At 64.8% G+C, this 25,499-nt stretch carries 28 protein-coding genes and 4 pseudogenes; 15 read left to right on the forward strand and 17 right to left on the reverse strand.

Translation table 11 applies throughout. The annotated features are described in order from the left end of the window. The first annotated feature begins 22 nt into the window (after window positions 1–22). A complete protein-coding gene (locus QGN31_RS11880) occupies window positions 23–1,522 on the forward strand; it encodes a class I adenylate-forming enzyme family protein (RefSeq protein ID WP_014385011.1) in 1,500 nt (499 codons plus the stop codon). Window positions 1,523–1,553: 31 nt separating this feature from the next. Further along, complete coding sequence (locus QGN31_RS11885; protein ID WP_014385010.1) at window positions 1,554–1,856, forward strand: hypothetical protein; 303 nt, start codon at window positions 1,554–1,556, stop codon at window positions 1,854–1,856. Between the two features lie 98 nt (window positions 1,857–1,954). Here QGN31_RS11885 and QGN31_RS11890 read toward each other — a convergent pair whose 3' ends face one another. The 8 genes and pseudogenes from QGN31_RS11890 to QGN31_RS11925 form a co-directional block, all read right to left on the reverse strand. Then, window positions 1,955–2,677, reverse strand: coding sequence for a TetR/AcrR family transcriptional regulator (locus tag QGN31_RS11890; RefSeq protein ID WP_197748738.1), 723 nt, complete (start codon window positions 2,675–2,677; stop codon window positions 1,955–1,957). A gap of 39 nt (window positions 2,678–2,716) precedes the next feature. After that, window positions 2,717–3,922, reverse strand: a complete 1,206-nt coding sequence (locus QGN31_RS11895; RefSeq protein WP_014385008.1) for a cytochrome P450 — start codon at window positions 3,920–3,922, stop codon at window positions 2,717–2,719. A gap of 17 nt (window positions 3,923–3,939) precedes the next feature. Next, entirely contained in the window at window positions 3,940–4,335 is a 396-nt protein-coding gene (locus QGN31_RS11900) for a carboxymuconolactone decarboxylase family protein (protein ID WP_014385007.1), read from the reverse strand. Next, window positions 4,335–5,132: an NAD(P)-dependent oxidoreductase gene (locus tag QGN31_RS11905; RefSeq protein WP_201407133.1), complete on the reverse strand. Its 798-nt coding sequence runs from the start codon at window positions 5,130–5,132 to the stop codon at window positions 4,335–4,337. Before QGN31_RS11905 ends, QGN31_RS11900 begins: the two co-directional genes overlap by 1 nt. A 71-nt stretch (window positions 5,133–5,203) precedes the next feature. Next, a complete protein-coding gene (locus tag QGN31_RS11910; RefSeq protein WP_201358727.1) occupies window positions 5,204–6,094 on the reverse strand; it encodes an NAD(P)/FAD-dependent oxidoreductase in 891 nt (296 codons plus the stop codon). Then, window positions 6,091–6,411, reverse strand: coding sequence for an FAD-dependent oxidoreductase (locus QGN31_RS11915; RefSeq protein WP_197748737.1), 321 nt, complete (start codon window positions 6,409–6,411; stop codon window positions 6,091–6,093). The genes QGN31_RS11910 and QGN31_RS11915 overlap by 4 nt, the downstream gene beginning before the upstream one ends. Beyond that, a pseudogene (locus QGN31_RS11920) lies at window positions 6,408–6,603 on the reverse strand (ferredoxin). Before QGN31_RS11920 ends, QGN31_RS11915 begins: the two are co-directional and overlap by 4 nt. Before the next feature lie 385 nt (window positions 6,604–6,988). After that, the gene (locus QGN31_RS11925; RefSeq protein ID WP_014385003.1) at window positions 6,989–8,218 is read right to left on the reverse strand and encodes an amidohydrolase family protein; all 1,230 of its coding nucleotides are present in this window, start codon (window positions 8,216–8,218) and stop codon (window positions 6,989–6,991) included. Between the two features lie 147 nt (window positions 8,219–8,365). On the opposite strand from QGN31_RS11925, the gene QGN31_RS11930 reads away from it, so the two are divergent. The 3 genes from QGN31_RS11930 to QGN31_RS11940 are packed head-to-tail and all read left to right on the forward strand — an operon-like array spanning window position 8,366 to window position 9,763. Beyond that, window positions 8,366–8,977: a TetR/AcrR family transcriptional regulator gene (locus QGN31_RS11930; RefSeq protein WP_014385002.1), complete on the forward strand. Its 612-nt coding sequence runs from the start codon at window positions 8,366–8,368 to the stop codon at window positions 8,975–8,977. Continuing rightward, the gene (locus QGN31_RS11935; protein WP_201358726.1) at window positions 8,974–9,414 is read left to right on the forward strand and encodes a pyridoxamine 5'-phosphate oxidase family protein; all 441 of its coding nucleotides are present in this window, start codon (window positions 8,974–8,976) and stop codon (window positions 9,412–9,414) included. Before QGN31_RS11930 ends, QGN31_RS11935 begins: the two co-directional genes overlap by 4 nt. Before the next feature lie 25 nt (window positions 9,415–9,439). Then, window positions 9,440–9,763, forward strand: coding sequence for a hypothetical protein (locus tag QGN31_RS11940; protein ID WP_041785662.1), 324 nt, complete (start codon window positions 9,440–9,442; stop codon window positions 9,761–9,763). A 35-nt stretch (window positions 9,764–9,798) separates the two neighbouring features. Here the strand turns inward: QGN31_RS11940 and QGN31_RS11945 are convergent, their stop codons facing one another. The 3 genes from QGN31_RS11945 to QGN31_RS11955 are packed head-to-tail and all read right to left on the reverse strand — an operon-like array spanning window position 9,799 to window position 12,452. After that, window positions 9,799–10,815, reverse strand: coding sequence for a DUF2889 domain-containing protein (locus tag QGN31_RS11945; RefSeq protein ID WP_014384999.1), 1,017 nt, complete (start codon window positions 10,813–10,815; stop codon window positions 9,799–9,801). Window positions 10,816–10,825: 10 nt separating this feature from the next. Next, window positions 10,826–11,260: a Zn-ribbon domain-containing OB-fold protein gene (locus QGN31_RS11950; RefSeq protein ID WP_014384998.1), complete on the reverse strand. Its 435-nt coding sequence runs from the start codon at window positions 11,258–11,260 to the stop codon at window positions 10,826–10,828. 1 nt (window position 11,261) lies between these two features. Beyond that, window positions 11,262–12,452 carry a thiolase family protein gene (locus QGN31_RS11955; RefSeq protein WP_014384997.1) on the reverse strand — a complete coding sequence of 397 codons (1,191 nt, stop codon included), beginning with the start codon at window positions 12,450–12,452 and terminating at the stop codon, window positions 11,262–11,264. Window positions 12,453–12,563: 111 nt separating this feature from the next. Between QGN31_RS11955 and QGN31_RS11960 the strand changes: the two genes are divergently transcribed. From QGN31_RS11960 to QGN31_RS11970, 3 genes are read left to right on the forward strand one after another with little or no spacing between them, the layout of a single operon-like run. Further along, a complete protein-coding gene (locus QGN31_RS11960; protein ID WP_014384996.1) occupies window positions 12,564–13,022 on the forward strand; it encodes a MaoC family dehydratase in 459 nt (152 codons plus the stop codon). Continuing rightward, window positions 13,019–14,212: a thiolase family protein gene (locus tag QGN31_RS11965; protein WP_014384995.1), complete on the forward strand. Its 1,194-nt coding sequence runs from the start codon at window positions 13,019–13,021 to the stop codon at window positions 14,210–14,212. The genes QGN31_RS11960 and QGN31_RS11965 overlap by 4 nt, the downstream gene beginning before the upstream one ends. A 3-nt stretch (window positions 14,213–14,215) precedes the next feature. Continuing rightward, a complete protein-coding gene (locus QGN31_RS11970) occupies window positions 14,216–15,781 on the forward strand; it encodes a class I adenylate-forming enzyme family protein (RefSeq protein WP_014384994.1) in 1,566 nt (521 codons plus the stop codon). 11 nt (window positions 15,782–15,792) lie between these two features. Here the strand turns inward: QGN31_RS11970 and QGN31_RS11975 are convergent, their stop codons facing one another. Continuing rightward, window positions 15,793–17,091, reverse strand: coding sequence for a TetR/AcrR family transcriptional regulator (locus tag QGN31_RS11975; protein WP_014384993.1), 1,299 nt, complete (start codon window positions 17,089–17,091; stop codon window positions 15,793–15,795). 20 nt (window positions 17,092–17,111) lie between these two features. Next, on the reverse strand, window positions 17,112–17,426 hold the full coding sequence (locus tag QGN31_RS11980; protein WP_014384992.1) for a hypothetical protein: 315 nt from the start codon (window positions 17,424–17,426) through the stop codon (window positions 17,112–17,114). Between the two features lie 121 nt (window positions 17,427–17,547). Between QGN31_RS11980 and QGN31_RS11985 the strand changes: the two genes are divergently transcribed. Beyond that, the gene (locus QGN31_RS11985) at window positions 17,548–18,747 is read left to right on the forward strand and encodes an amidohydrolase family protein (RefSeq protein ID WP_014384991.1); all 1,200 of its coding nucleotides are present in this window, start codon (window positions 17,548–17,550) and stop codon (window positions 18,745–18,747) included. A 20-nt stretch (window positions 18,748–18,767) separates the two neighbouring features. Here the strand turns inward: QGN31_RS11985 and QGN31_RS11990 are convergent. Then, window positions 18,768–18,953, reverse strand: a pseudogene (locus tag QGN31_RS11990) (acyl-CoA dehydrogenase family protein); the annotation flags it as partial. 93 nt (window positions 18,954–19,046) lie between these two features. Beyond that, window positions 19,047–19,226: pseudogene (locus tag QGN31_RS11995) on the reverse strand (hypothetical protein); the annotation flags it as partial. A gap of 425 nt (window positions 19,227–19,651) precedes the next feature. On the opposite strand from QGN31_RS11995, the gene QGN31_RS12000 reads away from it, so the two are divergent. Continuing rightward, window positions 19,652–19,864: a hypothetical protein gene (locus QGN31_RS12000; protein ID WP_014384989.1), complete on the forward strand. Its 213-nt coding sequence runs from the start codon at window positions 19,652–19,654 to the stop codon at window positions 19,862–19,864. Window positions 19,865–19,885: 21 nt separating this feature from the next. On the opposite strand, the gene QGN31_RS12005 is transcribed toward QGN31_RS12000, so the two are convergent. Continuing rightward, entirely contained in the window at window positions 19,886–20,536 is a 651-nt protein-coding gene (locus tag QGN31_RS12005) for a TetR/AcrR family transcriptional regulator (protein ID WP_232065604.1), read from the reverse strand. 114 nt (window positions 20,537–20,650) lie between these two features. Here QGN31_RS12005 and QGN31_RS12010 point away from each other — a divergent pair, with 114 nt between their 5' ends. From QGN31_RS12010 to QGN31_RS12025, 4 genes are read left to right on the forward strand one after another with little or no spacing between them, the layout of a single operon-like run. Further along, window positions 20,651–21,472 carry an NAD(P)-dependent oxidoreductase gene (locus QGN31_RS12010; protein ID WP_014384987.1) on the forward strand — a complete coding sequence of 274 codons (822 nt, stop codon included), beginning with the start codon at window positions 20,651–20,653 and terminating at the stop codon, window positions 21,470–21,472. Beyond that, the gene (locus tag QGN31_RS12015) at window positions 21,469–23,109 is read left to right on the forward strand and encodes a GMC family oxidoreductase (RefSeq protein WP_014384986.1); all 1,641 of its coding nucleotides are present in this window, start codon (window positions 21,469–21,471) and stop codon (window positions 23,107–23,109) included. Before QGN31_RS12010 ends, QGN31_RS12015 begins: the two co-directional genes overlap by 4 nt. Before the next feature lie 11 nt (window positions 23,110–23,120). After that, window positions 23,121–23,318 carry a ferredoxin gene (locus tag QGN31_RS12020; protein ID WP_014384985.1) on the forward strand — a complete coding sequence of 66 codons (198 nt, stop codon included), beginning with the start codon at window positions 23,121–23,123 and terminating at the stop codon, window positions 23,316–23,318. Between the two features lie 16 nt (window positions 23,319–23,334). After that, entirely contained in the window at window positions 23,335–24,576 is a 1,242-nt protein-coding gene (locus QGN31_RS12025; RefSeq protein WP_014384984.1) for a cytochrome P450, read from the forward strand. Between the two features lie 171 nt (window positions 24,577–24,747). On the opposite strand, the pseudogene QGN31_RS12030 reads toward QGN31_RS12025, so the two are convergent. Beyond that, a pseudogene (locus QGN31_RS12030) lies at window positions 24,748–25,165 on the reverse strand (acyl-CoA dehydrogenase family protein); the annotation flags it as partial. A 96-nt stretch (window positions 25,166–25,261) separates the two neighbouring features. Between QGN31_RS12030 and QGN31_RS12035 the strand changes: the two are divergent. Then, a complete protein-coding gene (locus QGN31_RS12035; RefSeq protein ID WP_014384982.1) occupies window positions 25,262–25,456 on the forward strand; it encodes a ferredoxin in 195 nt (64 codons plus the stop codon). The last annotated feature ends 43 nt before the right edge of the window (window positions 25,457–25,499 follow it).

The raw sequence follows: 25,499 nt of genomic DNA on the forward strand, positions 1-25,499 counted from the left end.
CGCGGGTGAAGGCTGAGGGGTTTTGAGTATTTCGTTGCTGCTGGAGATGGCGGCGTCGGGTGGTCCCGACCGGGTTGCCGTGGTGGACGGCGACGTTCGGTTGACCGCGGCCGAGCTCAGCGAGCTCGCCGACGGCGGCGCGGGCGTGATTAGCCGATCGGGGGCGTCCCACGTCGTCTATGTGGGCACCGGGGGAGTGTTGCTGCCTCTACTGCTGTTCTCGTCGGCGCGCGCGAACATTGCGTTCACCCCGCTGAACTATCGGCTGAGTGCAGAGGGGCTGCGACAGCTCATCGATCGGCTACCCGATCCGCTGATCGTGGTCGACAGCCAGTACCGCGATGTCGTGCCTGATTTCGGCAAGCGGGTGATGACATCCGATGCCTTCATCGAGGCGGCGCGATCCGCCGATCCGGGGTCGGCCTTCGCCGACCCCGACGAAGTGGCGGTCGTGTTGTTCACCTCGGGTACCACGTCGCGACCCAAAGCCGTTGAGCTGACTCACAACAACCTGACCAGTTATGTCACCGGCACTGTCGAATTCGGTTGCGCCGATCCCGCCGATGCGGCGCTGGTGTGCGTCCCGCCGTATCACATCGCGGGGGTCGGGGCGGCATTGTCAAACCTGTATGCGGGACGGGCGATCGTGTACCTGCGCCAGTTCGACCCGCACGCATGGGTTCGGCTGGTCCGCGACGAGCGGGTCACCACCGCGACGGTGGTGCCGACCATGCTGTCGCGCATCGTCGCCGTCCTCGAGGAGCAGTCCGCCGAGCTTCCGACGCTGCGTAACTTCGCTTACGGCGGATCGAAGGTGGCGCGGCCCCTGGTCCGAAGGGCGCTCGACCTGCTGCCGCAGGTCGGCTTCGTCAACGCCTACGGCCTGACCGAGACCAGCTCGACCATTGCAGTGCTCACACCCGAGGACCATCGCGTGGCCCACGCGGCGCGCGACGGCGCCGTGGCCCGTCGGCTGAGCTCGGTCGGTCGCCCGGTCCCCGGCATCGAGGTGCAGATCCGCGCTGAGGACGGCACCGCACTCGGGCCAGGCGAAACCGGCGAGCTATTCGTGCGAGGCGCCCAGGTGTCGGGCCGATATGCCGAAATCGGTTCCGTCCTCGATGCGCAGGGCTGGTTCCCGACCCGAGACGTTGCGATGGTGGATGAGGATGGTTACCTGTTCATCGGCGGCCGCTCCGACGACACCATCATCCGCGGCGGCGAGAACATCGCCCCGTCGGAGATCGAGGACGTGCTCGTCGAACATCCTGACGTCCGCGAGGTCGTTGTTGTCGGACAGGATGATGCCGAGTGGGGTCAGATCATCGTGGCGGTGGTCGTGCCCGAGGCCGGCGCGACGCCGACACCCGCGCAGCTGCGTGAGTTCGCCCGCGGCACGCTGCGCGGATCCCGGACGCCGGATCGCATCGTCTTCCGTGAGGAACTGCCGACCACGCCGACCGGCAAGGTGTTGCGCCGGGTGATCCTCGACGAGCTCACGCCGGCGACCGCCGAGCACTGAACCCACCCCCCGAGACAGTAAGGAGTCCGGCATGATCAAGAACGGCACGCGCCTGCAAAGCCAGGTGTGCGACACCCAGGTGATTGTCGTCAAAGCCGGTGCGAGCCTGGACGATCTGCGTTGCGGTGGCCAGCCGATGCTGCCAGTGGGCGCCGAACGGCCCGCCGACACCGCGCTCGACCCGGCCTTCGCCGACGGCACCACGATGGGCAAGCGTTACGTCGATGACAGCGACGCTGAGGTGTTGGTCACCAAGGCCGGCGCCGGGTCGCTCAGCGTCGGCTCGACGCCGCTGGCGCTCAAGGAAGCCAAGCCGCTGCCGGCCAGCGACTGACGAAGCCAAAACTGGCCGTAGCGTGAGAGTTTCGCCGCCGCGGGAGAGTCCGGCAATCTTCTCTACGAGGCGGTACGAACCGAGTCCACGACTGGCTGCTAGGACTCGTGACCGATCTCGACAACCGTTGCCGCGATGTAGCGATCGACTTCGGTTTCCGGTGGATAGGCAGGCCCACTGCGTTGTCGAAGACTGACCATTATGTCGACGAGGCCGTCGGCCATGCCGTCGAGTTGGTCAGGAGAGCCCTCAATGGCCAGGCTGTGCTGGACCGAGACGAGGCCGTGCAGGCCTGTCCACAGAGTGTGCGTTGCCTGGTAGAGCGGCAATGACAATGCGTAACCCGCCTCTGCACAGGCAGCTAGCGCGCCGCGTAACCTCGCCGACACTTGCCGCGCCGGATGCAGCCCCATCCGCGCGCGTTCGACGATGGGCTGGCGAATTTCGTACATGAGGCGGTAATGGCCCGGGTTGTCCAACGCGAAGTGGCAGTAGGCGTGCACCTGGGCCCGCAACCGTTCGCGTGGCCCTTCGCGAGTGGCAGCGATGTCTGCGGCGCCCATCTGTTCGGCCAGCTGTCGGTACTTGTCGGCTAACGCGGCCCAGACCAATTCCGTCTTGTCGGAGAAGTGCAGGTAGATGCTCGCCGGTGTGACACCGACTTCGTGGGCCACCGCCCGCATGGTCAGCTTTTCGTCGCTGCCCCAGTCGTCGAGCAGCCGGTTTACCGCGGCGAGCACCTCTTCACGCAGTTGGTCGCCCTGACCACGGCGACTCCGGGGCCGCGGCGATTGCTCCTCTACGCGGTCGGCCACGCCCACCACTTTAGGGCGGGCGTGACCGAGCGGCCACGGCATTCGTCACCAGGTCACGAGCATCTTCTTCACGCCGTAGTTCGTCCCGTAGGTGTCCATTTCGACCTCATCCAACGGTGTGGCCAACTTCAGGCCGGGAAAGCGCTGAAATAGTTGCGGGAGAATCGTTTTCAACTCCGCCCTGGCGATGTTCTGACCGAGGCACTGGTGTACGCCGTAGCCGAAGGCGAGGTGCCGGGTCATCTTCCGGTCGAAGTCCGGCTCGTCCGGGTTGTCGAATGCCCGGGGGTCGCGGTTGGCCGCAGGCATGCCCACAACTACGAGGTCGCCCTTGGCGATCGCCTGGCCGGCGATTTCCAGGTCCTCCTTGACGGTGCGGCCGAGGCCGAACTGGACGATGGTCAGATACCGCAGTAATTCCTCGACGGCGACGCCGATCTTCTCCGGATGCTCAGCCAGGTCCCGGCGTTGGACGGGATGGGTCAGCAGGGTGAGCGCTGACAGGCCGATCATGGCCATGGTGGTGTCATGCCCGGCGAACAGCAAAAGCACGCCGATCGCGATGACGTCTTCGTCGGACAGGATGGACCCGTCGTCTTCGCTCTTGCGGATCAGTTCGGCGAGTAGGCCCTCGGAACGAGGGTCAGCGCGCTTGTCGGCGACGAGCTTGGTGATGTATTCCATGAGCCAGTGCGCACCCGTATCGCGCTCGGCGCGGCGCTTACTGGTGTCCATCATCACCTCGGTGCCGTGATGGAACTTGTCCCGATCTTCGTAGGGAACTCCCAGCAGTTCGCAGATCACGAGACAAGGGATCGGCAGTGCCAAGTGCTGAATCAGGTCGACCGGCACACCGCTGCCGCCCAGGGTCTCGATGCGGTCCAGATGTTCAGTGACGATGGTGTCGATATACGGCTGGAGATTGGCCTGCACGGACTTGGGCGTGAACCTGCCCGACAGTAGTCGCCGGTACGCGCCGTGGTCGGGGGCGTCCATGGAGTTGAACGTCGGGGGCAACGCCTCGGCGGAATCGTTGTCGTCGGGATCGACATCGTCTTCTTCCGCCACGTCGTGGCGTGGCCGCTGCGAACTCAGTCGTGGGTCGGAGAACACGAGACTCCCCTCCTCGAACCGCGTGACCAGCCAGCCGATGCGGCCACTGGGGAACCGAACACGAGTGATGGGTTGCTCCTCGCGCAACTGGTCATAGGCCAACGGCGGGTCGAGAAGTCGCTCCCGCTCGATCGGCATATCACGAATGGTGGTTGTCATCGGTGCTCCTTGATTTCTGAATTGGATTTGGCTTTACGGTCGCTGATGGCGGCCTCGACGCCCTGGTTGACCTTGGTGCCGTTGCCCCAGCCGACGTAGTAGTGCAATTGCAGGACCGCCTCCCGGAGCTCGCCGGGTGACAGCTCCTCGTTCTGCAGCGCTCCCCGCGCCTGGATCTCGATCAGGTCGGCACGGCCCAATGCGGCGGTGGCTCCGATGACCAGCAATCGGCGGTCGCGGATCGAGAGGCCGGGCCGGCTCCATATCTCGCCGAAGAGGTGGTCGATCGTGTCTTCCAGCATGGGGTTTGAAACTTCGGGCAGCGTCGCTGAGAACCCCGGGCCGTAGACCGCGTCCATGGTCTTGAGGCCCAATTCGGTCGTTTCACTCATCAGCGGTCCTTCTGTGGGATGGCAAGGGTTTCGGCGCCGTTGGCACGGGCCGCGTCGACCAGGGGAACCGGGATCGCGTTGCGTGCCGCAAGTTCCTGGGCGGCGGCGAGATCCTTATCCATCAGATGCCACACCTGCGGCACCAAGGCGCGTGTGTCTTCTGCCGGCGAAAGTTGGTTGCGCAACCAGGAGAAAAGGGTGGTGCCATCGGGATCGGCATCCTCGACGACGGTGATAAGTCGCTGTGGATCGACTCCAGCGGACGCGACCAGGGTGGCTGCTTCGTGGACGGCGCGCCAGGTGCCGTAGGTGATGATGTTGCGGGCGATTTTGGTTGCCATTCCGGCGCCCAGCGGCCCGCAGTGCACAACGTCCTTGGCGAAGCCGGACAGCACCGGCATGGCATTGGCTACTGTGGCGTCGTCGCCGCCGAGAATGGCGACGAGGCCGTTCGGCACTGCCTGCGTGACGCCGCAATCCAGCAGCGCCACAGCCTTTTCCGCGCATTTCTGCGCGAGTTCGTGCACTACGGGTACGGCAACGGTGCACAACAGGACGACGATCAAACCCGGATGCGCGGCGGACAGTACACCGTCCTCAGCGCACAGCACCTGGCGTGCTTGATCGGCGTCGACCACCGCGAGTAGGACCACGTCGCTGTCGCGGGCTACCTGAGCCGGTGACGCCGTGGACGCGGGCACACCGGGCAGCCCGTCCGCGGCTTCGGGGCGGATGTCGTACACCGCTGGGATCCGCCCGCTGCGGGCCAGGCTCACCGCGACCGCGCCGCCGATCATGCCGAGTCCGATGACGCCGGCTCGCGGCGATGTTTGGATGGATTCCACTGCGGCGGTGTCTGTTTGGGTGGTCACGCTGTTACTCCCTCGTTGAGGACGGACACAATTTTGGTCTGCTCTGCCACCAGTGATCGGGCAGTACGAAGTGGGCGGATCATGTTGATGCCCACGGCGGCACGTGTGCGGCCCCCCTTGCCGTAGAGGGCGACGAGCTTGCGGTCGTCGATGCTGCCGTCGGTGACGGTGAACGAGTCAGCGCCGCGCGGCAGGCCGTAGATCTGGATTTTCAGGTCGTACTGGTCCGACCAGATGTAGGACACCGGAACGAATGGTGCTGGATTGGATCCCGCGAGGATGTTGCGTGCGACGGCCATGCCCTGTTCGGCAGCGTTGGTTCGGTGTTCGACGCGAATGCGTTCACCAATACCGACGTGTTGCCACGATGCGACGTCCCCGGCGGCCCATACAGCAGGAGCTGCCCGGCAGTATTCGTCGCAGAGCACACCGTTGCCGGTCGGGATACCGCTGCCGGCAAGCCATTCGGTGTTTGGGATCGAGCCGATCGAGATTAGTACGACGTCGGCGGCCAGGACTGTGCCGTCTGTCAGCTCGACGCCGGTGGCCCGGCCGTCCTCGGTCACAATGCCGACCACCTTGACGCCAGTGAGAACTCGGACGCCGTGCTCGACGTGCACTCCGATGAGGAGTTGGCCTAGTTCATTTCCCAGCACGTCGGACAGGGGAGCTTCGGCATCAGACACCAGGGTGACCTGTGTCCCCGCGGCGCAAGCGACCGAGGCCACTTCGGCGCCCAGGAATCCGGCACCGACGATCACCAGTCGCCGATGTCCGGTCAATTCCGAACGCAGGCGCCGGGCGTCGTCGAGGGTGCGCAACACGTGCACACCGGCGATGTCGTCGGTGCCGGGCAGGCGCCGCGGACGCACCCCGGTGGCGATCACCAGGTCCTGGTAGGCGACCTGCGATCCATCGGAAAGTGCGACCGCTCGGTCGCGGTGTCCACCGACTCGGCCCGCACGCCAAGCCGCAGATCGAGCTCCAGCGCGGCGATCGTTTCGGCGTCCCGCAGCTCAAGCTTGTCTTCGAACCGCGTGCTGGCCAGAACCTCCTTGGACAGCGGCGGCCGATCGTAGGGCAGCTGGTTCTCGTCGCCGATGAGCGTGATCGGTCTGGTGAAGCCGTCGCGCCGCAATGTCTCAGCAACCGATAGGCCCGCCGCTGAGGCGCCGACGACCACCACGCCCGCCGGGGGGGTCACTCCTGCACCGCGATCGCTACCGCCGGGCATACAGCCGCCGCTTGGCGTGTGGCCTCGTACTGGTCCTCGGCTGGATCGGCATCGAGTAGTACCACGATTCCGTCGTCTTCTCGCTGGTCAAAGACTTTTCGGTGCGATCAGAACGCACTGGCCGGCCGCGCAACACTTTGTTTCATCAACGGTGACGTGCATCACCACCCCTTCTCACCAAGTAAGTGAACTAAGTTCAGTTATGAGGCGAGGTTATAACGGAAGTTGCGTTGTTGCTACCCGCAGCGCCGTGATCCAGCACACACTAACTAGGCAAGCTAATTAAATAGCGGGGGCCAAAGAGCGATTCAGGTTGGCCGACGCGACCACGGTGTCAGGGCAGATGCAAGACGCATCCACCGCAAGTATGGAGCGGTTCCACCGCCCCCAAGCGACCGCGTGATTCCCACGGGAACAGTGGTCGCCCACATCCACCGCGTGGGTCAACTATTAGCGGTTGGGCATCAACCCGACTGCATATCCGGGCGGAAGTTACTGCCGCACAACATGTACCAGTGCTGGCCCGGCCCCGCCGGCCATTCGTGACTCAGGCGTTGGCGAACTCGGGTGGCTTCACGGCAGCCGGGTCGGGGTTGGCGATCGGCAGGCCCATAAAGCGACGTGTGTTGTCACCCATGAAGTCATATGTGCGACGTTCGTCCATGCCCTCGGCGTACTGCCAGTAACGCTTGGGCTCAGCCAAGCCTTCGGGATGCGGCCAGTCCGAACCGAACATCACCTTGTCCCATCCGACGGTCTGCACGACATCGGCGACCGAGCCCTCCCAGAACGGGCTGACCCAGACGTTGCGACGGAACACGTCGTGCGGATGCTCGGGAAAGTTCTGCGGCATCTTCTTGTACGTCGACTCAAGGTCGTCGAATAATGGCTTGATCCACGCGCTTCCGTTCTCCACGCTGGCGATCCGCAGCTTCGGGAATCGGGTCAACGTGCCATGGCAGATCAGGCTAGTCAGCATGTCGGCGATCTCGCGGTGACCGAGCGCGGTCCACTTGAAAGCCGACATCTCGAAAGCGCTACTCGTCGACGGCGGTTCCCACTTGTCGATGTACTCCTGCAAGGGAGGTTGGCTGGCGTGCAACACGATTGGCAGCCCGGCGTCCTCGACGTCGCGCCAGAACGGATCGAACTCAGGCAGTGCGGGGGACCGCCAGCCCTTATAGCCGTTCACCGGTGCGGGCTTGATCAGCGCGACCTTGGCGCCGTTGTCGAGGATGTACTCGAGTTCGCGACGCGCTTCGTCGACGAGTCCCAGGGTGAGTACCGGTGTCGAGTAGATCCGGTTGGCGTGGCTGAAGCCCCAGTGCTCCAGCATCCACTGGTTGAGGGCATGGATGATCGCCACCGTCAGGTCTGGATCTTCGGCGGCCGAATGCTCGACCAGATTGGCCAGCGTGGGGTAGTTCAGGCATGCGTCGACGCCCTGGCGGTCGAGTTCGGCGATCCGGTCCTCGGGGTTGCGCGCGCCTGGCGGTGTGTCTATGCCACGGCCGGACATCTCCCGCATTGACAAGCCCTCTGGGTTTTGGCCGGAGTAGAACTTCTCGTGGGCGCCAGGGGCGGCGACCCGTTCGAATGTCGGGTTCGGCATGTAGTCAGTGATCTTGTTCAGGATTGCGATGCGGGTGTGCTTGCCGATCTGGACGAACTGCACCTTCGGCTGAAACTCCGCGGGCAGGTACTTCGTCAGCGCATCGGGGGTCTCGTACATGTGCTGATCGGCATCGAAGATCGGTGCATCGGTGAACTGCGTCATCGTGGTGCCTCTCGCTACTCGACTCTGGGCTCAAGTACGAGCTTGACGTAACTTGACGGTTGTGTCAAGTCTGGTCCGTATCGCATAGTTAATGGCAGTTGAACTGCTGGTATTGCAGTTGACGACACTGTCATATAGAGTCGCCGCATGACGGTGACTTCGGATTCGCCCGCAGAACGGCAACTGGAGGCCACCCGCGGTGAGCGCACCCGTTCGGCGATCCTGAACGCGAGCCGCCGTCTCTTTCTGGAACGCGGCTATGCGGGCACACCGATCAACGCCATCACCGAGGCATGCGGCATCTCGCGGGCCGGCTTCTATACCTACTTCAAGGACAAACGCGAGATCTTCAACGTCCTTGGCAAGAACGCCTACCGCGAGGCCCTTGCCGTCATCGCCGAATGGGCCGATGCCGATCAACCGTTCGGTCCGGCCGACATCCGCGCCTGGGTCGGCCACTATTTCGACTACATGGACCACCACGGCGCGTTCGTGCTTGCGTCGGCGCAGTCGGCGCCCGACGACGACGACTTCCGAAAGTCGCGCAACCGCATGGTGACTCGGGCGTCATGGAAGCTTGGCCAGGCGATCGCCGGAAACGGCGCGCACTCACCGGATGTCATCGGCGTCGCGGTAATGGGGTTGCTGGACCGGGCCTGGCACACGGTTCACCGCCAGACCGTGGCTGTCGACCGCGACGAAATGATCGCGGTGGTCGCGGAGATGATCATCGCGATGGCAACGCCTCTCGCGTCGTGATCCTTCCGCCGCTCGACGAGCCGGACGTCGTCGAACTCATCCGTACCAATCACCGCGCATTTCTGTTCTGCCGCGATGGCGCCCGGCGTCCGATCGGCTACGCCATGCGTTCGGTCGCCTATCACCCCGCCACCCGCACCCTCTCCTTCACCAGCTATGCCAAGAGCGCCAAGGTCCAATACCTGAGTTCGGCTCCTGAGGTCGCATGCCTCATCGGCGACGACCAGGGCTGGGTTTCCGTTTCTGGCTTCGCGCACGTCTACCAGCCGTCCGCTGTCGAGGTCGGCGAGCTGATCGGCGAACGCTCGCCCGACCAACGCGTGCCCGACTCGGTCGTGACTAAGGTCCGCGACCGCCTTCTCAGCGGCAAGCGGTGCGTCATCCGACTGACACTCACCGAGGTCCGCGCCGCCGACATCCCCGATCGACGTGCCTAGGTTGCGCACCGGCGGCCCGGTCGCCATGGCCGAGGACGAACTAGCGGATTTCTTGGCGCACCGGCCGACCGGCTCGATCTGTGTTGTCGACGCCGACGGCCAGTTGCTCGCCCTACCGGTGCGGGTGGTCGACTTCGACTCCGCCACAATTGCCGTCAGCGTTGACGGCGTGAATGGCGACGCCACGCAAGCTGCGACCCAGGCCTGCGTTGTGGCCGATGTCTTCACCGCCTACCAGGACATTCGCGGCGCGATCGTCCAGGGAATAGTGATGTGGCCACCCGCGTCGGGTGATGTCGCCACGCTGACTGTCAGCCGCATGCTGACGTTCTCGTTTGCCAACGCCTAGAGGGCAAGCGATGCCCGGCCCGCGCTGAACCGCGATCAGGCTTCCTTCACGAGGTGTATCAACGCGGCTGCATCGGCGACGCTGCGCAGCAGATCATTGAGGTGGGTGCAGGTGCTGGTACCGGACAGTTCGTGGCGGACCCGGAAGTGCAAGTCCTGCAACGTCATTCCGGCGATTCGCCCGGCGCTGGCGACTGCCCCCGGGCATTCCTGCCAGGGCAGTACCCGCGGTATGGCCCGCGACTCGACGATGACGCCGGTCTCGGGGTCCACGACGGCGTCCAAGGTGTACTCGTGGATGATCGTCTCCATCCCGTCGCTTCGCACGTAGGTGTCGCGGAACATCGCATCGATGCCGACTCGCCCGGCGGTTTCTTCGAAGATGTCGATGCGGCGCCTGCGGCGCATGGCTTGTGGCGCCAAGCGCGCCATCGGGTGCCAGGCCCAAGAGTCCTCGCCGTGATCGAGGTCGGGAGCCTCCGGGCCGGTGACGATCGCGGGATCGCCCGCCTCGAACGACGTCAGCAGCAGCCCGCCGGTCGCGAAGCCCGCACACTGGTCGGCGACTGGCAGGTATCCCGACTTCGCGACGTCGCCGAGCAGGTTCGACGCCGAGAGCGCATGGCCCGATATCAACGTGACGACCGGAACGTCGTCGAGCAGGGTGTAGCGCAGGTCGCGGGCTTGCCGTAGCTCGGGAGCGACCTTGTCGGCCGCGGCACGAAACCCGCTCATCGCGGGCGCGCCCGCCAGCCGGGTCATCGCGGCGACCGGTGGCGTCACCTCGACATGACGGACAACGCGGGCGATCAGCTCGATCGTTGCCGAGAGCGTCGCGGCGCCGAGTTCGGTCACCGTTCCGTCGGCCGCCGTCCACAGATCGCGCGCCCGCCCATCCAGATACACCGGGTCCAGCGAGCCCTCGTCGCGGGTCATGTCGATCGACGTGGTCCGGCGCGCGGACCGCGGCCGTCGCCGTGGATTGCCGGTCGTGGGCTCGTGCACGCCGTGCAGTGGATGCAGCCCGAAGGGCGGGGAGCCCAGGTCCGTCACCGGATAGACTCTAGCTCTCCTCGGCCGGCCGGAACGCGAACGTCAATAGCGACTGGCCGTCGGCGGTCTCCAGCGTGGTGGTGGTCGACACCAGGGGCTGGCCGATCCGAAGTTCGGCCGGGGTCGCGCCGACGATCAGCGTCTCCACCAGCACACCTTCGGCCAGCTCGACGAAGCCCACCACATAGGGCTGGAATACCTTTGGGTCCCGATTGCCCTTGTACGGCAACGGCGGCGGGAACTCCTGCGTCGTGTAGGTGTAAAGCGTTCCTTCGCTGGACAATTCGATCGACTCGATGTCGTCCTGGATATCGGGGTCACCGTCGAAGAGCTCGGGCCGCTCCGCGGGGAACTTCACCGCACCCGACGAGCGTCTGCGCGAAGCGAACAGCACCGCGCGGTCGCCATCGACGCGGAACAGTCCCTCGGTGATCAGTGTGGTCATCTCAGGCCACCTCGATGACCATCGCGGCACCCATACCACCGCCGGCGCACATGGACAGCACGCCGATACCTCCACCACGCCTACGCAATTCGTAGATCGCCGAGGTGGCCATCCGGGCACCGGTCGCGGCGATCGGGTGGCCGAGGCTGATGCCCGAGCCGTAGACGTTGACGATCTCCTCGTCGAGCCCGAGTTCGCGGGCGCACGCGACCGCCTGCGCGGCGAAGGCCTCGTTGATCTCGAACAGTGCGACGTCCTCGAGCTTGCGGCCGGCCAACTCGAGCGCCTTGGGAATGGCGGTGATGGGCCCGCTGCCTGTTCGGTTCGGCGCCACCCCGACCGCACTCCACGAAAGGATCTGCGCCAGCACGTCGTTCGCAGTGTCCGGGGCCGCGAGCGCCACCATGGCGGCGGCGTCGTTAATGCCCGAGGAATTGCCGGCCGTCACGGTGAAGCCTTCGATCTCGGGATGCAACACTTTCAGGCCCGCCAGCGACTCCATCGAACTGCCGCGTCTGGGATGCTCGTCTTCGGCGAACGTGATCGTGGTGCCGTCGGCTTGTGGCACCTGGACCGGCACGATCTCTTCAACGAATGAGCCGGCATCGATCGCCTTGACCGCGCGTTGGTGACTGCGCAGCGCCCACTGGTCCTGCGCCTCGCGGGAGATGCCGTACTGCACGGCGCAGTTGTGAGCGACGGTAATCGACATATCCAGCGCTGGTGCATCCGCGGTGGGCGGATGTGAGAGCGGGAACCACGGGTCCTCGTAGTCTTCGGCCGACTTACCCGACGTGAACGGCTTGCGCTTGCGCAGAAGTGGTGTGGTGGAGCAGGATTCCATGCCGCCGGCCAGAATGGCGCGGCTCATGCCGGCCGCGATCTGCCCCGCGCCCACGGCGATCGCCGAGAGGCTGGAGGCGCACTGGCGGTTGACGGCCAGCCCGGGAACCTTCGTCAACCCGAGGTCGACCGCGATGTAGCGGGCACTGTCACCGCCGCCTTGCAGGCTCTCGGCCAGTACTAGGTCCTCGAATTCCGCCGCATCCAGACCGGACCTATCCACGACCGCCGCGACGACGGGCTTGGCGAGCTCGATCGCGGGCATGTTGGCCAGCGTGCCCTTGCGCGACGTTCCGATCGGTGTGCGGGCAGCGGCCACGATCGCTGCGCGGGACCTGGTGGTGGCCATATGTCTCCCTAGATCGTCAGAGGGGCGGGCTGGTTGCCCGATGAGCGTGGCCAGTCTATACCGTTATATAGATATCGGTATATCAGGCCATGGTGATGTTGGGAGCAGCCCATGAAGGTGATCAGGTCCGTGGACGATGCGCTCGCGACGATCGGGGAGGAACTCGGCGTCAGCCGTTGGGTGGATATCGACCAGAGCCGGATCGATGCTTTCGCCGACGTCACCATGGATCACCAGTGGATCCACGTAGACGTCGGGAAGGCCAGGGCTAAAAGCCCTTACGGCGCAACGATCGCGCACGGCTTCCTCACGCTCTCACTCATCCCCGGTGTGAGCAAGGACAACTACCGCGTCGAGAATGCCAAGATGGGCATCAACTATGGCCTGAACAAGGTACGGTTTCTGTCCGCGGTCACCGCGGGCAGCCGCATCCGTGTCAGATCCGAGCTCGCGGATGCCGCAAAGGTCGACGACGAGACCGTGAACCTGACCGTGCGTCACACCGTGGAGATCGACGGTGTCGACAAGCCGGCCGCGGTCGCCGAGCTGATCGCTAGGTTTGTCTGGTGACCGGCGGTCCGTTCGATGGAAAGGCCGTTCTCACCGGGGCGGGTAAGTCGCAGGTCGGCCGCAGGCTCGGGCGGACCGGACTTGACCTTACCCTCGAGGCGGTGCAGCGAGCCATCGCCGATGCCGGGCTGAGTGTCGACGACGTTGACGGCATTGCGAGTTACCCGGGACCGGGTGTGCCGGATCCAGGATTCTCCGGAGCCGCCGTCCAGGAGGTCCGCAACGCACTCGGACTGCGCTCCCGCTGGTACGTCTCGGCGATGGAGACCGCGGGGCAGGTCGGCCCGGTGATCGAGGCGTGCATGGCGGTCAGTCTTGGGCTGGCGAACCACGTTGTGGTCTACCGGTCGGTATGGGAATCCACCGCCGCGCAGCAGGCCGGTGGCGGTCGGGCCTCGGTGCTCTTCGGCGGCGGCGAGCTGCCCCCGCACCTGGAGTGGACAGCGCCCTTTGGCGCACTGTCGGCAGCGAACTGGCTGGCCATGCCCGCCCAGCGTTATATGCACGACTTCGGGCTGACCCGTGAGCATCTCGGCCGCATCGCGATCAATGCCCGCACCAACGCCGGACTCAACCCCGATGCGATCTACCGCGAACCAATGACGATGGACGACTACCTTGGCGCACGGATGATCTCCGAGCCGCTGTGCCTCTACGACTGCGACGTGCCCTGCGACGGCGCCACCGCCGTGATCGTGTCGTGCCGCGAGGCCGCCAACGGCCTGCCGCGGCACCCACTTACGGTGGAGTCCGTCGGGCCCGGCATGTTCGAGCGGGCGACCTGGGACCAGCGCCGCGACATCACCACGATGGCCGCCCACGATTCGGCCGCCACGCTGTGGGAGCACACCACGCTGACTCCTGCCGACGTCGACATGGCCCAGCTCTATGACGGCTTCTCCTTCCTGACTGTGATGTGGCTGGAAGCGATGGGCTTCTGCGAGCACGGCAAGGTTGGCGAATTCATCGACGACGGTTCGCCGATCGCTCTGGACGGTCCGCTGCCGATCAACACCAGCGGCGGACAACTCTCCGGCGGTCGACTGCACGGCATGGGCTTCTTGCACGAGGCGTGCGTGCAGCTGTGGGGCGAGGGCGGCGATCGGCAGGTGCCCCGCGTTCCCGAGGTGGTGGCCGTCGGTGTGGGCGGTGGACCGGTCGCCGGATCGATGCTGTTGAGTAGCCGATAACTCATGTCGATGGCCGCGGTCGATGACATGACACTCGGTGACATAGTGACCGACAACGCGGTCCGCTTTCCCGATGTCGTCGCCTACCGGCACGACCACCGCACCGTCACCCACGCGCAGTTACGGGACCGGGCAGTCCGATTGGTGTCGGCGATGGCCGCGGCCGGGGTGGGGCGCCAGGACCGCATCGCGGTGTTGAGCCGCAACAGCATCGAGTTCGGCGAGCTGAATGCGGCCGCGCAACTCAGCGGAATCATCATGGCCACCATCAACTTCCGGCTCTCGCCATCGGAGGTGGCCGATGCGCTGCGTCGCGTCGACCCGTCGATCGTGTTCTGTGCCGAGGAGTTCATGCCGGCGATCGCCGACGCCGTAACCGCTATGCCGTCGGGGCCCAACCTGGTGGTCATCGGCGGAGAGGACCGGCCGGGAATCATCGGCTACGAGCGATTCGTCGAGCAAGTCGGCCGCAGCGAAGAACCCGAATTCGCTGCCCGGCCCGACGACATCGCGTACCTGCTGTTCACCAGCGGCACGACCGGCGCGTCCAAATGCTGCATCCTGGGGCAGCGGGAAATGCGCCGGGTCATGTTCACCATGAACAACGAGATACGTTGCGGCAGCGCCGATCGCGGGCTGATCAACATGCCGATGTTCCATTTCGGTGCGCTCGCGATAGTCGGCGGACTGCATGCTCGGGGCGGAACCGTGGTACTGCAGCAACAGTTCGACGCGGCCGATGCGGCGCGGCTTATCGCCGACGAGCGGATTACGGTGCTGCACCTAGCGCCGGTCATGCTCAGGGCACTTCTTGATGAGGTGAATGACCGCTTGGCGATGGAATCCGTTCGCACCGTGGTCTATTCGGCCGCGCCGATGACTGCGGCCGTCCTGCGGCGAGCGCTCGTCATGCTGCCGGACGCGGGTTTCCTCAACCTCTACGGACAGACGGAAGTCATCGTCTCCGGGTTGCCCCGCGAACTACACATCCTCGATGGACCCGACGTCGCCGAGCGACTGAGCTCCGTTGGCTTCCCATTTCCCGACACGCGGGTGCGCCTTGTCGATGAGGACGGCGGTGCCGTGCCCGTGGGGCAGGCAGGTGAGATCGTCGTGCGGTCCGACTCGATGTTCCGCGGCTACTGGCAGGACGCGGCCGCAACCCAGGCGACGCTGCAGGACGGATGGTGTCGCACCGGCGACATGGGCCGATTGGACGGGCGCGGGCTGCTTTATCTGATGGACCGCAAGAAGGACGTGATCATCAGCGGCGGAGAGAATATTTATTCGCCCGAGGTCGAGGATGCGGTCTGTGCGGTTGAGGGGGTCGCCGCCTGCGCGGTCGTCGGGGTGCCCGACGACAGGTGGGGCGAAGCGGTCTGCGCGGTCGTGGTGCCGCGCAGCGGTGCATCGCCGACCCTGGCCACGCTGCAAGAGGGCGTGCGGCAACTGCTGGCGCGCTATAAGGTGCCTCGTCGACTGGTGCTGGTCGCCGAATTGCCTGTACTGGCCAGCGGCAAGGTGGACAAGAAACGGCTGCGCGCCGACCTGAAGGCTGCCGCCGGCTGAGCTCCCAAAGCTCACGTTTCGCGCAGGAGGGAGCGGCGCAACAGTTTGACCATCAACAGTGCGGCCCGCTCATCGCTGTCCGGCGCACTTGCCCCCGTCGGCTCGGACATCCGGCCCAGGACCGCCACAAACACCGCGCCCGCCACATCGGCGTCGATGCCGGCCGGCAGGTCGACGGTAGCCAGTAGCGCGGCGACCGCTTGGAAGATCGCGCCGATGCCGTGGTCGACATCGGCATCGGAGAGTTGTTCTGCGACTGTGCCGTCAAACCATGCTCGGATCACGCCGCGGTAGGCGCGATGGAATCGGACGTAGCCAAGCATCCATTCGGTCAGCGAATCGCCGGCCATGGCCGGCAGAGCGGCAGCGTGCTCCTCGATCTCGACGACCGCCCGGCGGGTCAGCTCGGCCAGGATCTTGTCCTTGGTGCTGAAGTGTCGGTACAAGGTCGCGCGGCTGATATCGGCGGCGGCCGCGATGTCCTCCATGCTGACGGCGTAGTAGCCGCGTTCGGCGAACAACGCCGAACTGACCGACACCACGTCTTGCGGAATTGGTGAGCTTGGCGCCTCGGTGGCCGGTTTCGCCGGACCACTATCGAGGGCAGGCGGTGGTGTTCGCGCGCGCCGGTCTGCTGCCCGCGGTGTTACCGCGTGCAGCACGTTGGCGGGGGTCTCGGGAAACAGCATGAGTTGCAAGGCGACGGTCAGCGACCAGGTAACGGTTGCGGGGTCGGGCAACGGAAACATCGCCCGGTACCGGTAGAGATGGACCATGTGGGGAATGCGGCCCAGTGCTGCGGCCGCGTCGTCGGCGTCCAGACCGCGCAGGCGCGTCTTCCGCAGCCGATCGGTGACCGTCTGGTGAAACTGGTTGGCGGCCGTACTGGCGTCGATGACGGCCAACCCGGTGGCCGTGCCGATGCCCGGAAACTCGGCGAATACCGCGGCGTGGGTGTCGTAGATGTCCGCCCATTCGGCCAGCCACCGTTGCAAGTTGCCGACTCCGTCGACCGTCGGGCCGAGTCCGCCGAGGTGCTCGCCGTGTACGAGGACATCGCGTCCGGCCATCGCACTCAGTTCACGAAAGATCTCCTCCTTGCCGGCGAAGTACTGATAAACAGTCGCGCGGGAGGCGCGGGCCGCCTTGGCGACAGTGTCGAGCGAGGTGGCGTGAAATCCGTTGGCCAGGAACACCTCTGCGGCACATCCGAGTATGCGCTCGCGGGTATGCAGTCCGCGGCGCCCCACGCCGGCATTCGCCGCGGGGGCGTAGCCGGGGCGCCGCAGCTTGCCGGGGGTGTAAACCATAAAAGAAGTATCCGACACGCTCATTGGGCCGACGGCGCTCCGGGCAGGTTGCGCTTGGCCTTGCCGGGATAGCCGAAGAACTTCTCGAAGTTGGCGTCGTTGATGGGCTGCGCGCTGTTGCGGGTAGCAGCCAACCGTAGCGCCTCGAGGCGGGCCTGGGCCTTCTCCAGCGTCTTGACCGCCCCGGATTGCGCCAAACGTTGCACCTCCCGCGCAGCCTCGGCGATCTCGATGCGAAGTCGCTCACCCGCTTCGCCGAAGGTCAGCAGGTCGTGGTCGTCTTCATCGATCTTGTCGCGGCCCGCGTCGTCCGCGGCTCGGTCCGTGAATTTCATGTCGCGCCTCTCAACGTCTAGACGAATGTGGCGTACCTCATATAGTCTGTGAGACGAACCGTCAGAAAACAAGACGATATGTCAGAAAAGTACGACAGCTCGTCAGATGCGAAGGAGCATCATGCCGCTTCAGGATGACCACCAGATCGTCTCCGTCGATGACCACTTGGTCGAGCACCCACGGGTGTGGCAGGACCGGTTGCCGCAGAAGTACCTCGAACGGGGCCCGCGCATTGTCGAGGAAAACGGTATGCATCTGTGGCACTACGACGGGCAGGTCTTTCCGACCATCGGGCTGAACGCGGTCGCCGGCAAACCGCCGGAGGAGTGGGGCATGGATCCCGTCCGCTACGAGGACATGATTCCGGGCTGTTACGACCCGGTCGCACGTGTCGCCGACATGGACCTCGACGGCGTGCAGTCGGCGTTGTGCTTCCCGTCGTTCCCCGGATTCGGCGGCGGCACGTTCCAGCGTGCCGAGGACAAAGACTTGGCGCTGCTGTGCGTCAAGGCGTGGAACGACTTCTACATCGACGAGTGGTGTGCCACAGCGCCGGAGCGCTATATCCCGTTGGCGATCCTGCCGACCTGGGACATCGACGCATGCGTGGCCGAGGCCGAGCGCGTAGCCGCCAAAGGTGCACGCACCATCTCATTCCCGGACAGCCCGGTGCCGCTGGGATTGCCCTCGTTCCACTCCAACCACTGGGACCGCTTGTGGCAGGTCTGCTCGGACGCCAAGATGCCGGTGTCGCTGCACTTCGGGTCCGGCTCCTTTGTGCCGGGCTTCTCGTTCTCCACGATCAAGCCGGTTCCGGGTCAAATGGCGGTGCCCGACGCACCTTTTGCGGTCGCAACGGCGCTGTTCTCAACAAACCTGATGTGGTCCACGGTCGATCTGCTGTTCTCCGGCAAGCTGCAGCAGTTCCCGGATCTCCAGATCTCGCTCGCTGAGGGCGGCATCGGTTGGGTGCCTTACATCCTGGAGCGGTCCGATTACGTGTGGGAGCGCCACCGCTACTACCAAAACATCGACTTTGACACCCGTCCGTCGGACCTGTTCCGCAAGCACTTCTGGGGCTGCTTCATCGACGACGAGCACGGCCTGGCGAACCGGCACAGCATCGGCATCGACCGGATCACGCTCGAGATCGACTTCCCCCACAGCGATTCCAACTGGCCCAACTCGCGCAAGCGGGCCGCCGAGGTGCTCGCGGCGGTGCCCGATGACGAATGCTCGCTGATCGTCGAGGAGAACGCACGCCGAATGCTCAACTTCCCGCGGGTGAGCGCGGGCGATCGGCAACTCGCCGGCGTCTGACGCCGAAGGCCGTCGGTCGTCTAGAGTCTGGCCCGCGAGACCAACTGCGCGGCAATGACATTGCGCTGTACCTCGTTGTTTCCCTCGCCGACGATCGTGAGAGGGGCGTCGCGGAAGTAGCGCTCGACGTCGTACTCGGTGGAGTAGCCGTAGCCGCCGTGGATTCGGACGGCGTTGAGCGCGATTACCGTGGCCCGGTCCGATGCGCCGGGTTCGGTGAGCGCCATCGTGGCGCACACCTGCCCACTCGTCATCTGGGTCAGATATTTCTTTCGCTGTTCTTCGTTGCCGTACAACGAGTTCGGCTGTGTGACAACTTGGCCGCCGTCCGCGCCGGCCAGGCTCATCCAGCCACCGGCCAACTCCTCGGCCACCGGGCTCGAAATCGGCGAGCAGTACCCCCAGTCGAACGCCCTTAGCGCTCTCATGCTCGACCGGCGGTGGTTTGGTGCCGGCGGCGTTAAGCGATCGTGTCGCATCCGGGTGACCGGCAGTGTGCTTCACTCGTGACGACGAGGGCCAGGGAACGCCCGCCACCGTGGGCGGCCGGCACCAAGACGGATCGCACGCGCGGACAGATCCTGGAAGGGGCGCGGCTGACGTTTTAAGAACTCGGCTACTCCACAGCGAGCGTCGAGCAGATCGCGCAACGAGCCGGGGTGTCTCGGCCGACGTTTTACGTGTATTTCGCCTCCAAGCAGGAAGCGTTCCTTGCCGTTGCGGAAAGGTCCGTCCAGCATCTGTCCCAGGTTCTCGCGTCACTTGACGCAGTGCCCGAGGGTGCTGCCGATTCCGTGCTCACTTGCTGGGTCGAACAGTTCTTCTTGTATTTCGACGCGTTTGGGCCGTTCGCTACAGTGTGGCGGCTGGCGGCGTTCGCCGACGCCACCCTTCAGCAGTCGCGTTGGAAGCGCAGCGTCGCTGGGCAATTCGAATCGGCCGTAACCTCGACCGCACCCGCGGGACCGCGCTGGGCGATCCCGTCTCCCAAGGGTCGGCACTGGAGGCGATGCTCGAGTCGCTGTGGTTCTCGTCGACTATGGACGATTCTCGACGAGGCAAACAGGCCGCGCTGTCCACGGCGATCGCGATGGGTGAAGCGCTTATCGCCCGATAGAGGGTTCGGGCGATTGCAGTCTCAAGACCGAGTACGCGGCCTTGCAGACGGTATCCGTCCCAGCGACGCGGGGACGAAGGCCCGGATGAGGCCTTCATCCCCGCCGTCTTCCGGCCGACCCGGCTCGGCGACCAAACTGAAGGCGATCCGAGTGAGCCAGTGCGCCATGGTTTCCGCCGAGACATCGTCACGAACCTCGCCGGCTGCCGCGGCGGCGGTCAATCGCTGACCGAGCGTTTCCGCAAGATCTTTTCGCCAGAGTTCGGAGGCCTCGGCGGCATGAAAGGTTTGCCCTAGTTCGTCGGCGCCGATCAACAGAGCCATCGTCGGAGAGCTCCGCGCGGCCGCCAGTCCGACGAGCATGGCGTTGACCACCTGGTCCACGAACGGTTCGTCAGTATGCCAGCAGGGTTCGGCGGCTTCGAGCACCCCTGAGATGGCCCGGACAAAGCACGCTGCCAGCAAGGCGTCTTTGGTGGGAAAGTAGTCGTAGACCGTGCGACGGTGCACACCGGCTCGGCTTGCGATGTCGCTCATTGTCGTCCGGCTCACGCCGCGCTCGGCGTAACAGGCCTCAGCCGCTACGAGCAACCGTTCGCGGGCGTCGGCGCCGCTGACCGGCAGGTCGGCCCCCCAGGCTCTGGCGCGTAGAGCGCGGTTCTCAGACTCCATACCCGCCATCATCTCAATTCGCTCGGCGACATCTTGACGAACACCACATATCACCATAATGTGTGGTTTGCACCACAATAATACGCATTTGTGGTCAGAAGTGGAGAGTTACGAGTGGGCGACGTCGTCGGCTTCATCGGCGCTGGTCAGCTTGGTGAACCGATGGTCACTCGGCTGTTGCAGGCCGGGCACGAGGTGGTGGTCTACGTGCGTCGGCCAGAGGTACGGGACCGCCTGGCGAACCGCGGTGCTCAGCTGGTCAACGGTGTCAAAGGTCTCGCAGAGGCCAGCGACGTGATCGTCTCCTGCCTGTTTTCTGATGCTCAACTGCGTGAACTCGCTTTGGGCCCTGGCGGTTTCATCTCCAACGCGAAGCCTGACGCTGTATTCGTCTCGCACACCACGGGCACGCTCGCGACGCTGACGGATTTAGCGGCCTCGTCGGCCACCGCGCCGGTGTTCCTGGACGCACCTGTCAGCGGCACAGCCGAGCACATCCAACGCGGTGAACTCACCGTGCTGATCGGTGGGCAACCGGCTGCCGTCGAGCGGGTGCGGCCGGTGCTGGCGGCGTATGCCGACCCGATCCTGTCCACTGGGGAATTGGGCTCGGCGCTGGCGATCAAGCTGATCAACAATCTGCTGTTCGCCGCCAATGTCCAGCTGGTGGTCCAAGCCGCCGAATTGGGTCGTCAGCTCGGAGTCGAGGAGCAGAGCATGCTCGCCGCGCTCGCGGTGTGCAGCGGGGGAAGCAACGCCTCGTCATACGTTCAGTCGGCTGGAGGCCTGCACGAATTCACCGAAGTCGTGACGCCCTTCCTTCGCAAGGATGTCGCGGCCTGCCTGAGCTTCGCCGCGGCGGCGGACACAGAACTGGGTCTACTGGGTCACGTCGTCAGCACCGGACCAATCGACCTGACGCAGGAGAACGGATGACCCAGGAATACGATTACATCGTCGTTGGCGCCGGCTCTGCGGGCTGCGTCCTTGCCAATCGCTTGTCGGAAAACCCGACCTGCCGGGTGCTGCTGCTCGAGGCTGGCGGTCGCGCTACCACCCCGCTGATCCACATGCCGAAGGGTTTCGGCAAGCTCTTCGAGAACGAAAAGCTTGTCTGGCGTTATCCCACCACACCTTTCGGGCCCAACGCGGAGTTCGAGTATTGGCCGCGGGGCAAGGTCCTCGGGGGCTCGAGTTCCATCAACGGCATGGTCTACAACCGCGGAAACCGTGATGACTACGACGAGCTTCTGCTCCTGGGAAATGAGGGATGGGGTGGGGATGACATCCTGCCCATCTTCAAGTCGATCGAAGATCACGTGTTCGGAGCGACGCCGACTCGAGGTTCGGGCGGACCCTTGCACGTTTCAGTGCAAAGCGATACCGATCCGCTCTGTGCCGAAATGATCACGTCGGCGACGCGGATCGGCCTCCGACAAGTCGTGGACATCAACGAGTCCGACGAGGAGCGGGTGGGACTGGCGCCGGCGACGATCAAGAACGGGCGTCGAGTCAGCGCCGCCGATGCGTTCCTGGCGCCCGTGCGCTCCCGACCCAACCTGACGGTGTTGACCGGAGCCCTTGTCGAGCGCGTGATCGTCGCGCGCGGTCGCGCCGTCGGGGTGGTATTCCGGCGGAAGGGCAGCCGTGCAGAGGCGCTGGCGCGCAGCGAAGTCGTCCTATCGCTGGGTAGTCTTGGTTCGCCGAAACTGTTGCAGCTGTCCGGAATCGGACCTGCTGATGTGCTCGCTTCAGCAGGCATCCCCCTACTGGTCAATGCGCCCAATGTCGGGCGGCGCATGCGAGAGCATCGCTGCGTGGCGGTGAAGTACCGCCTCAAGGAGAATCTCGGCTACAACCGGCAGCTGGCTTCGACTCTGGCTCAGGCGATTACCGGCGCCAAGTATTTGGCAACCCGTAAGGGCCCGCTGGCTGCTCCTGCCTACGACATCCTGGCGTTCGTCAAGACAGATCCCGCAGCGAGTCGCGTCGACGGTCAGCTCCTTCTCGGTCCGCTGTCAGTCGGCACCTATAAGCCCGGCGAACCGGTCGGAGTGGAGACGCAGCCGGGGATCTCATGCATGGGGGAGGTCCTGCGCCCGACGTCGGAGGGCACCGTGGCGATCGCTTCGGCCGATCCCAACGACCACCCGGTGATAACGCCCAACTTCTTCGCCAGTGATTACGATCGCAAGACCGGGGTGGCCCTGCTGCGCACGATCCGCAACATCTTCTCCCAACCGCCGATCTCCGACCGAATCAGCCACGAGACCTTCCCCGGTCCGCAGGTTCAGACGGACGAGGCTCTGATCGATTCCGCGCTGGATGCCGGTTACTGCGGGTACCACGCCGTGGGAACCTGCGCCATGGGCCCGGACGAATACGACGTCGTCGATAGCCGGCTTCGCGTGCGGGGCGTCGACGGACTGCGCGTCGTGGACTGTTCAGTCATGCCGACGATGATCGCCGGCAATCTCAACGGACCCATCATGGCGATGGCCTGGCGCGCAGCGGATTTCATTCTCCACGATCAAGGTCTGGTTGATCGTCAGTCCAGCGGCTCACGACGGTAAGGAGATATCTCATGCGAGCGGAAATTGACAAGTCCAAATGTCAGGGTCACGCCCTGTGCGCGACGGCTTCGGGCGATTACTTCGAGCTCGACGATCTCGGCTACATCGCCAGCGACAGTGCAGAGGTACCTGCCGGCAGCGAGCGCGCTGCGGAGGAGGGCGCCGGCGCGTGCCCCGAGCAGGTCATCACCATTCGCCGTGAGAACTGAGAAAGGAGCCGCGCTCGTGACCACCAACGCCGTCAAGTTCGACACCGACCTCGATCAGCACTCCGCCCAATTCATGCAAGACCCCTACGGCAAGCTCGCGGGAATTCGTGATCGATGCCCAGTCGCTAAAAGCAGCGCGTGGGGCGGCTTTTGGATAATCAGCGGGTACCAAGAGATCTTCGATGCCCTGCACGACACGGAAGTGTTCAGCTCGACACCCGACGAGAACGGGAAGGGCGTCCCGCCGGCGCCGGGCTCTCCGCAGCTTGCGCCGATCGACTTCGATCCGCCGGAGGTCGGCTTCTATCGCTCGTTCCTGCTCAAGCACCTCTCCCCGGGGGCAGCCAAAAAACTTAAGCCCGACATCACGGAAATGACCACAGCGTTCATCGACGAGTTCATCGAACGAGGTCGCGCCGATGTCTCGCAGGAGTTGTTCACGGCATTGCCTGCGCAGTTGATTCTCAAGATCTTGGGGTTCGACCACACCCGTTGGCGGGAATGGATCAGCTGGGTGCACGGCTTTGTCCACGAACGAGTCGCCGATCCCGAGGGGGCGATGAACAAGATCCTCACTATGGCCGGCCAAATCGTCTCCGAGATCAACGAGTCGCGAGAGACGCAACGTCCGGGATTGATGACGGACCTAATCAACGATGAGCAGGACGGACGCAAACTCACCGACGCCGATCTGGTCAACATCGTGTTTCTGCTGATCTTGGGCGGGATGGACACGACAGCAGGCCTCACCGGCAACTCGTTGTTGAAGATCGCCGCCGACGATGCGGTACGGCGCAGGATCATCGACGATCCGACGATCCTGGATCGGGCAACCGAGGAGTTCCTCCGGCACGGGACACCGACCATTGGGCTGAGCCGACGGGTCGCCAAGGATGCCGTTTTCCACGGCAGAGAGATGAAAGCAGGGGAGCGGGTGCTGTTGATGTACGCCGCGGGCAACCGAGATCCCCGAGCGTTCGAAGATCCGGACACGCTAGATCTGGACCGTTCGGACAACCGGCACATGGCTTTCGCGCTCGGCGTGCATCGCTGTCTCGGATCGAATCTTGCGCGGGTGATGTTCAAGATCATGGTCACTGAGCTGCTGGCCCGCGTCCCCGATTTCACCGTCGACTTCGACAATGTCGAGAGGTACCCCGACGCCGGGGACGTATACGCGGTCAAGCACCTTCCGATCACCTTCACCCCCGGCCAGTCGAGAGGTCCGGCCCGAACGGACAGCCAAGGTCCAACGTGACGGCGATGCTAAATACACCCGCAAGCGGGCCGCCGAGGTGCTCGCGGCGGTGCCCGATGACGAATGCTCGGTGATCGTCGAGGAGAACGCACGCCGAATGCTCAACTTCCCGCGGGTGAGCGCGCGCGATCGGCAACTCGCCGAGGTCTGACGCCGAAGGCCGTCGGTCGTCTAGAGTCTGCCCCGCGAGACCAACTGCGCGGCAATGACATTGCGCTGTACCTCGTTCCCTCGCCGAGGATCATCAGTGGAAGTAGTGCTCGACGTAGTATTCGGTGGGCTTTGAGCGCGATTTCCATGGCCACCTCCGACGCGAACAGCTTGGTCCTCGCGGCTTCCATTCGCACCGTTCGCCGCTGTCGTACCTCTCTGTGGCACAGCGGATGAGCTGGCGTGCGGCAGTCAATTTGGTTGCCATGTCGGCCAGGTAGTTCCCCACTGACTGGTGTTTTCAGATCGGCTGGCCGAAGCTCTCCGGTTCCTGTGCGTAGTTCGGCGCGTCTTCAGGCGCTGCGCTCGCCCCGCCCAGCGCCCGCGATGCAACCTGAATCCGGCCCGTCTCAAGGCCCGGCGCAGCACCGCTCGGGCCGCAGCGCACAGGCGGGTCGAAATAGTTAAAGCTTTAGTCTTATGCTGTCAGACTGGATGAGACCGTGCGCCCGGACGGTCGAGCGGAGGAGGTCGTATGAAGGTTCGCCTCGAGCGGTCGAAGTGCGTGGGCCACGCCCAGTGTTACGCCGTCGACCCGGAATTGTTCCCGATCGATGACTCCGGTTACTCCACCCTCGAGGAGCGCGAGGTGCGACCGGAAGACGAGCAGCTCACCCGGGACGGGGTAGCTGCATGCCCCGAACTCGCCCTGATTCTCGAAGACGGGTGACAGGCCTGCTTGCCAAGCGGTCGTAATAACCGGCACACTGCAA

Origin of the sequence: Mycobacterium sp. 2-64, from assembly GCF_035918375.1 — a bacterium.
Taxonomy (GTDB): domain Bacteria; phylum Actinomycetota; class Actinomycetes; order Mycobacteriales; family Mycobacteriaceae; genus Mycobacterium; species Mycobacterium intracellulare.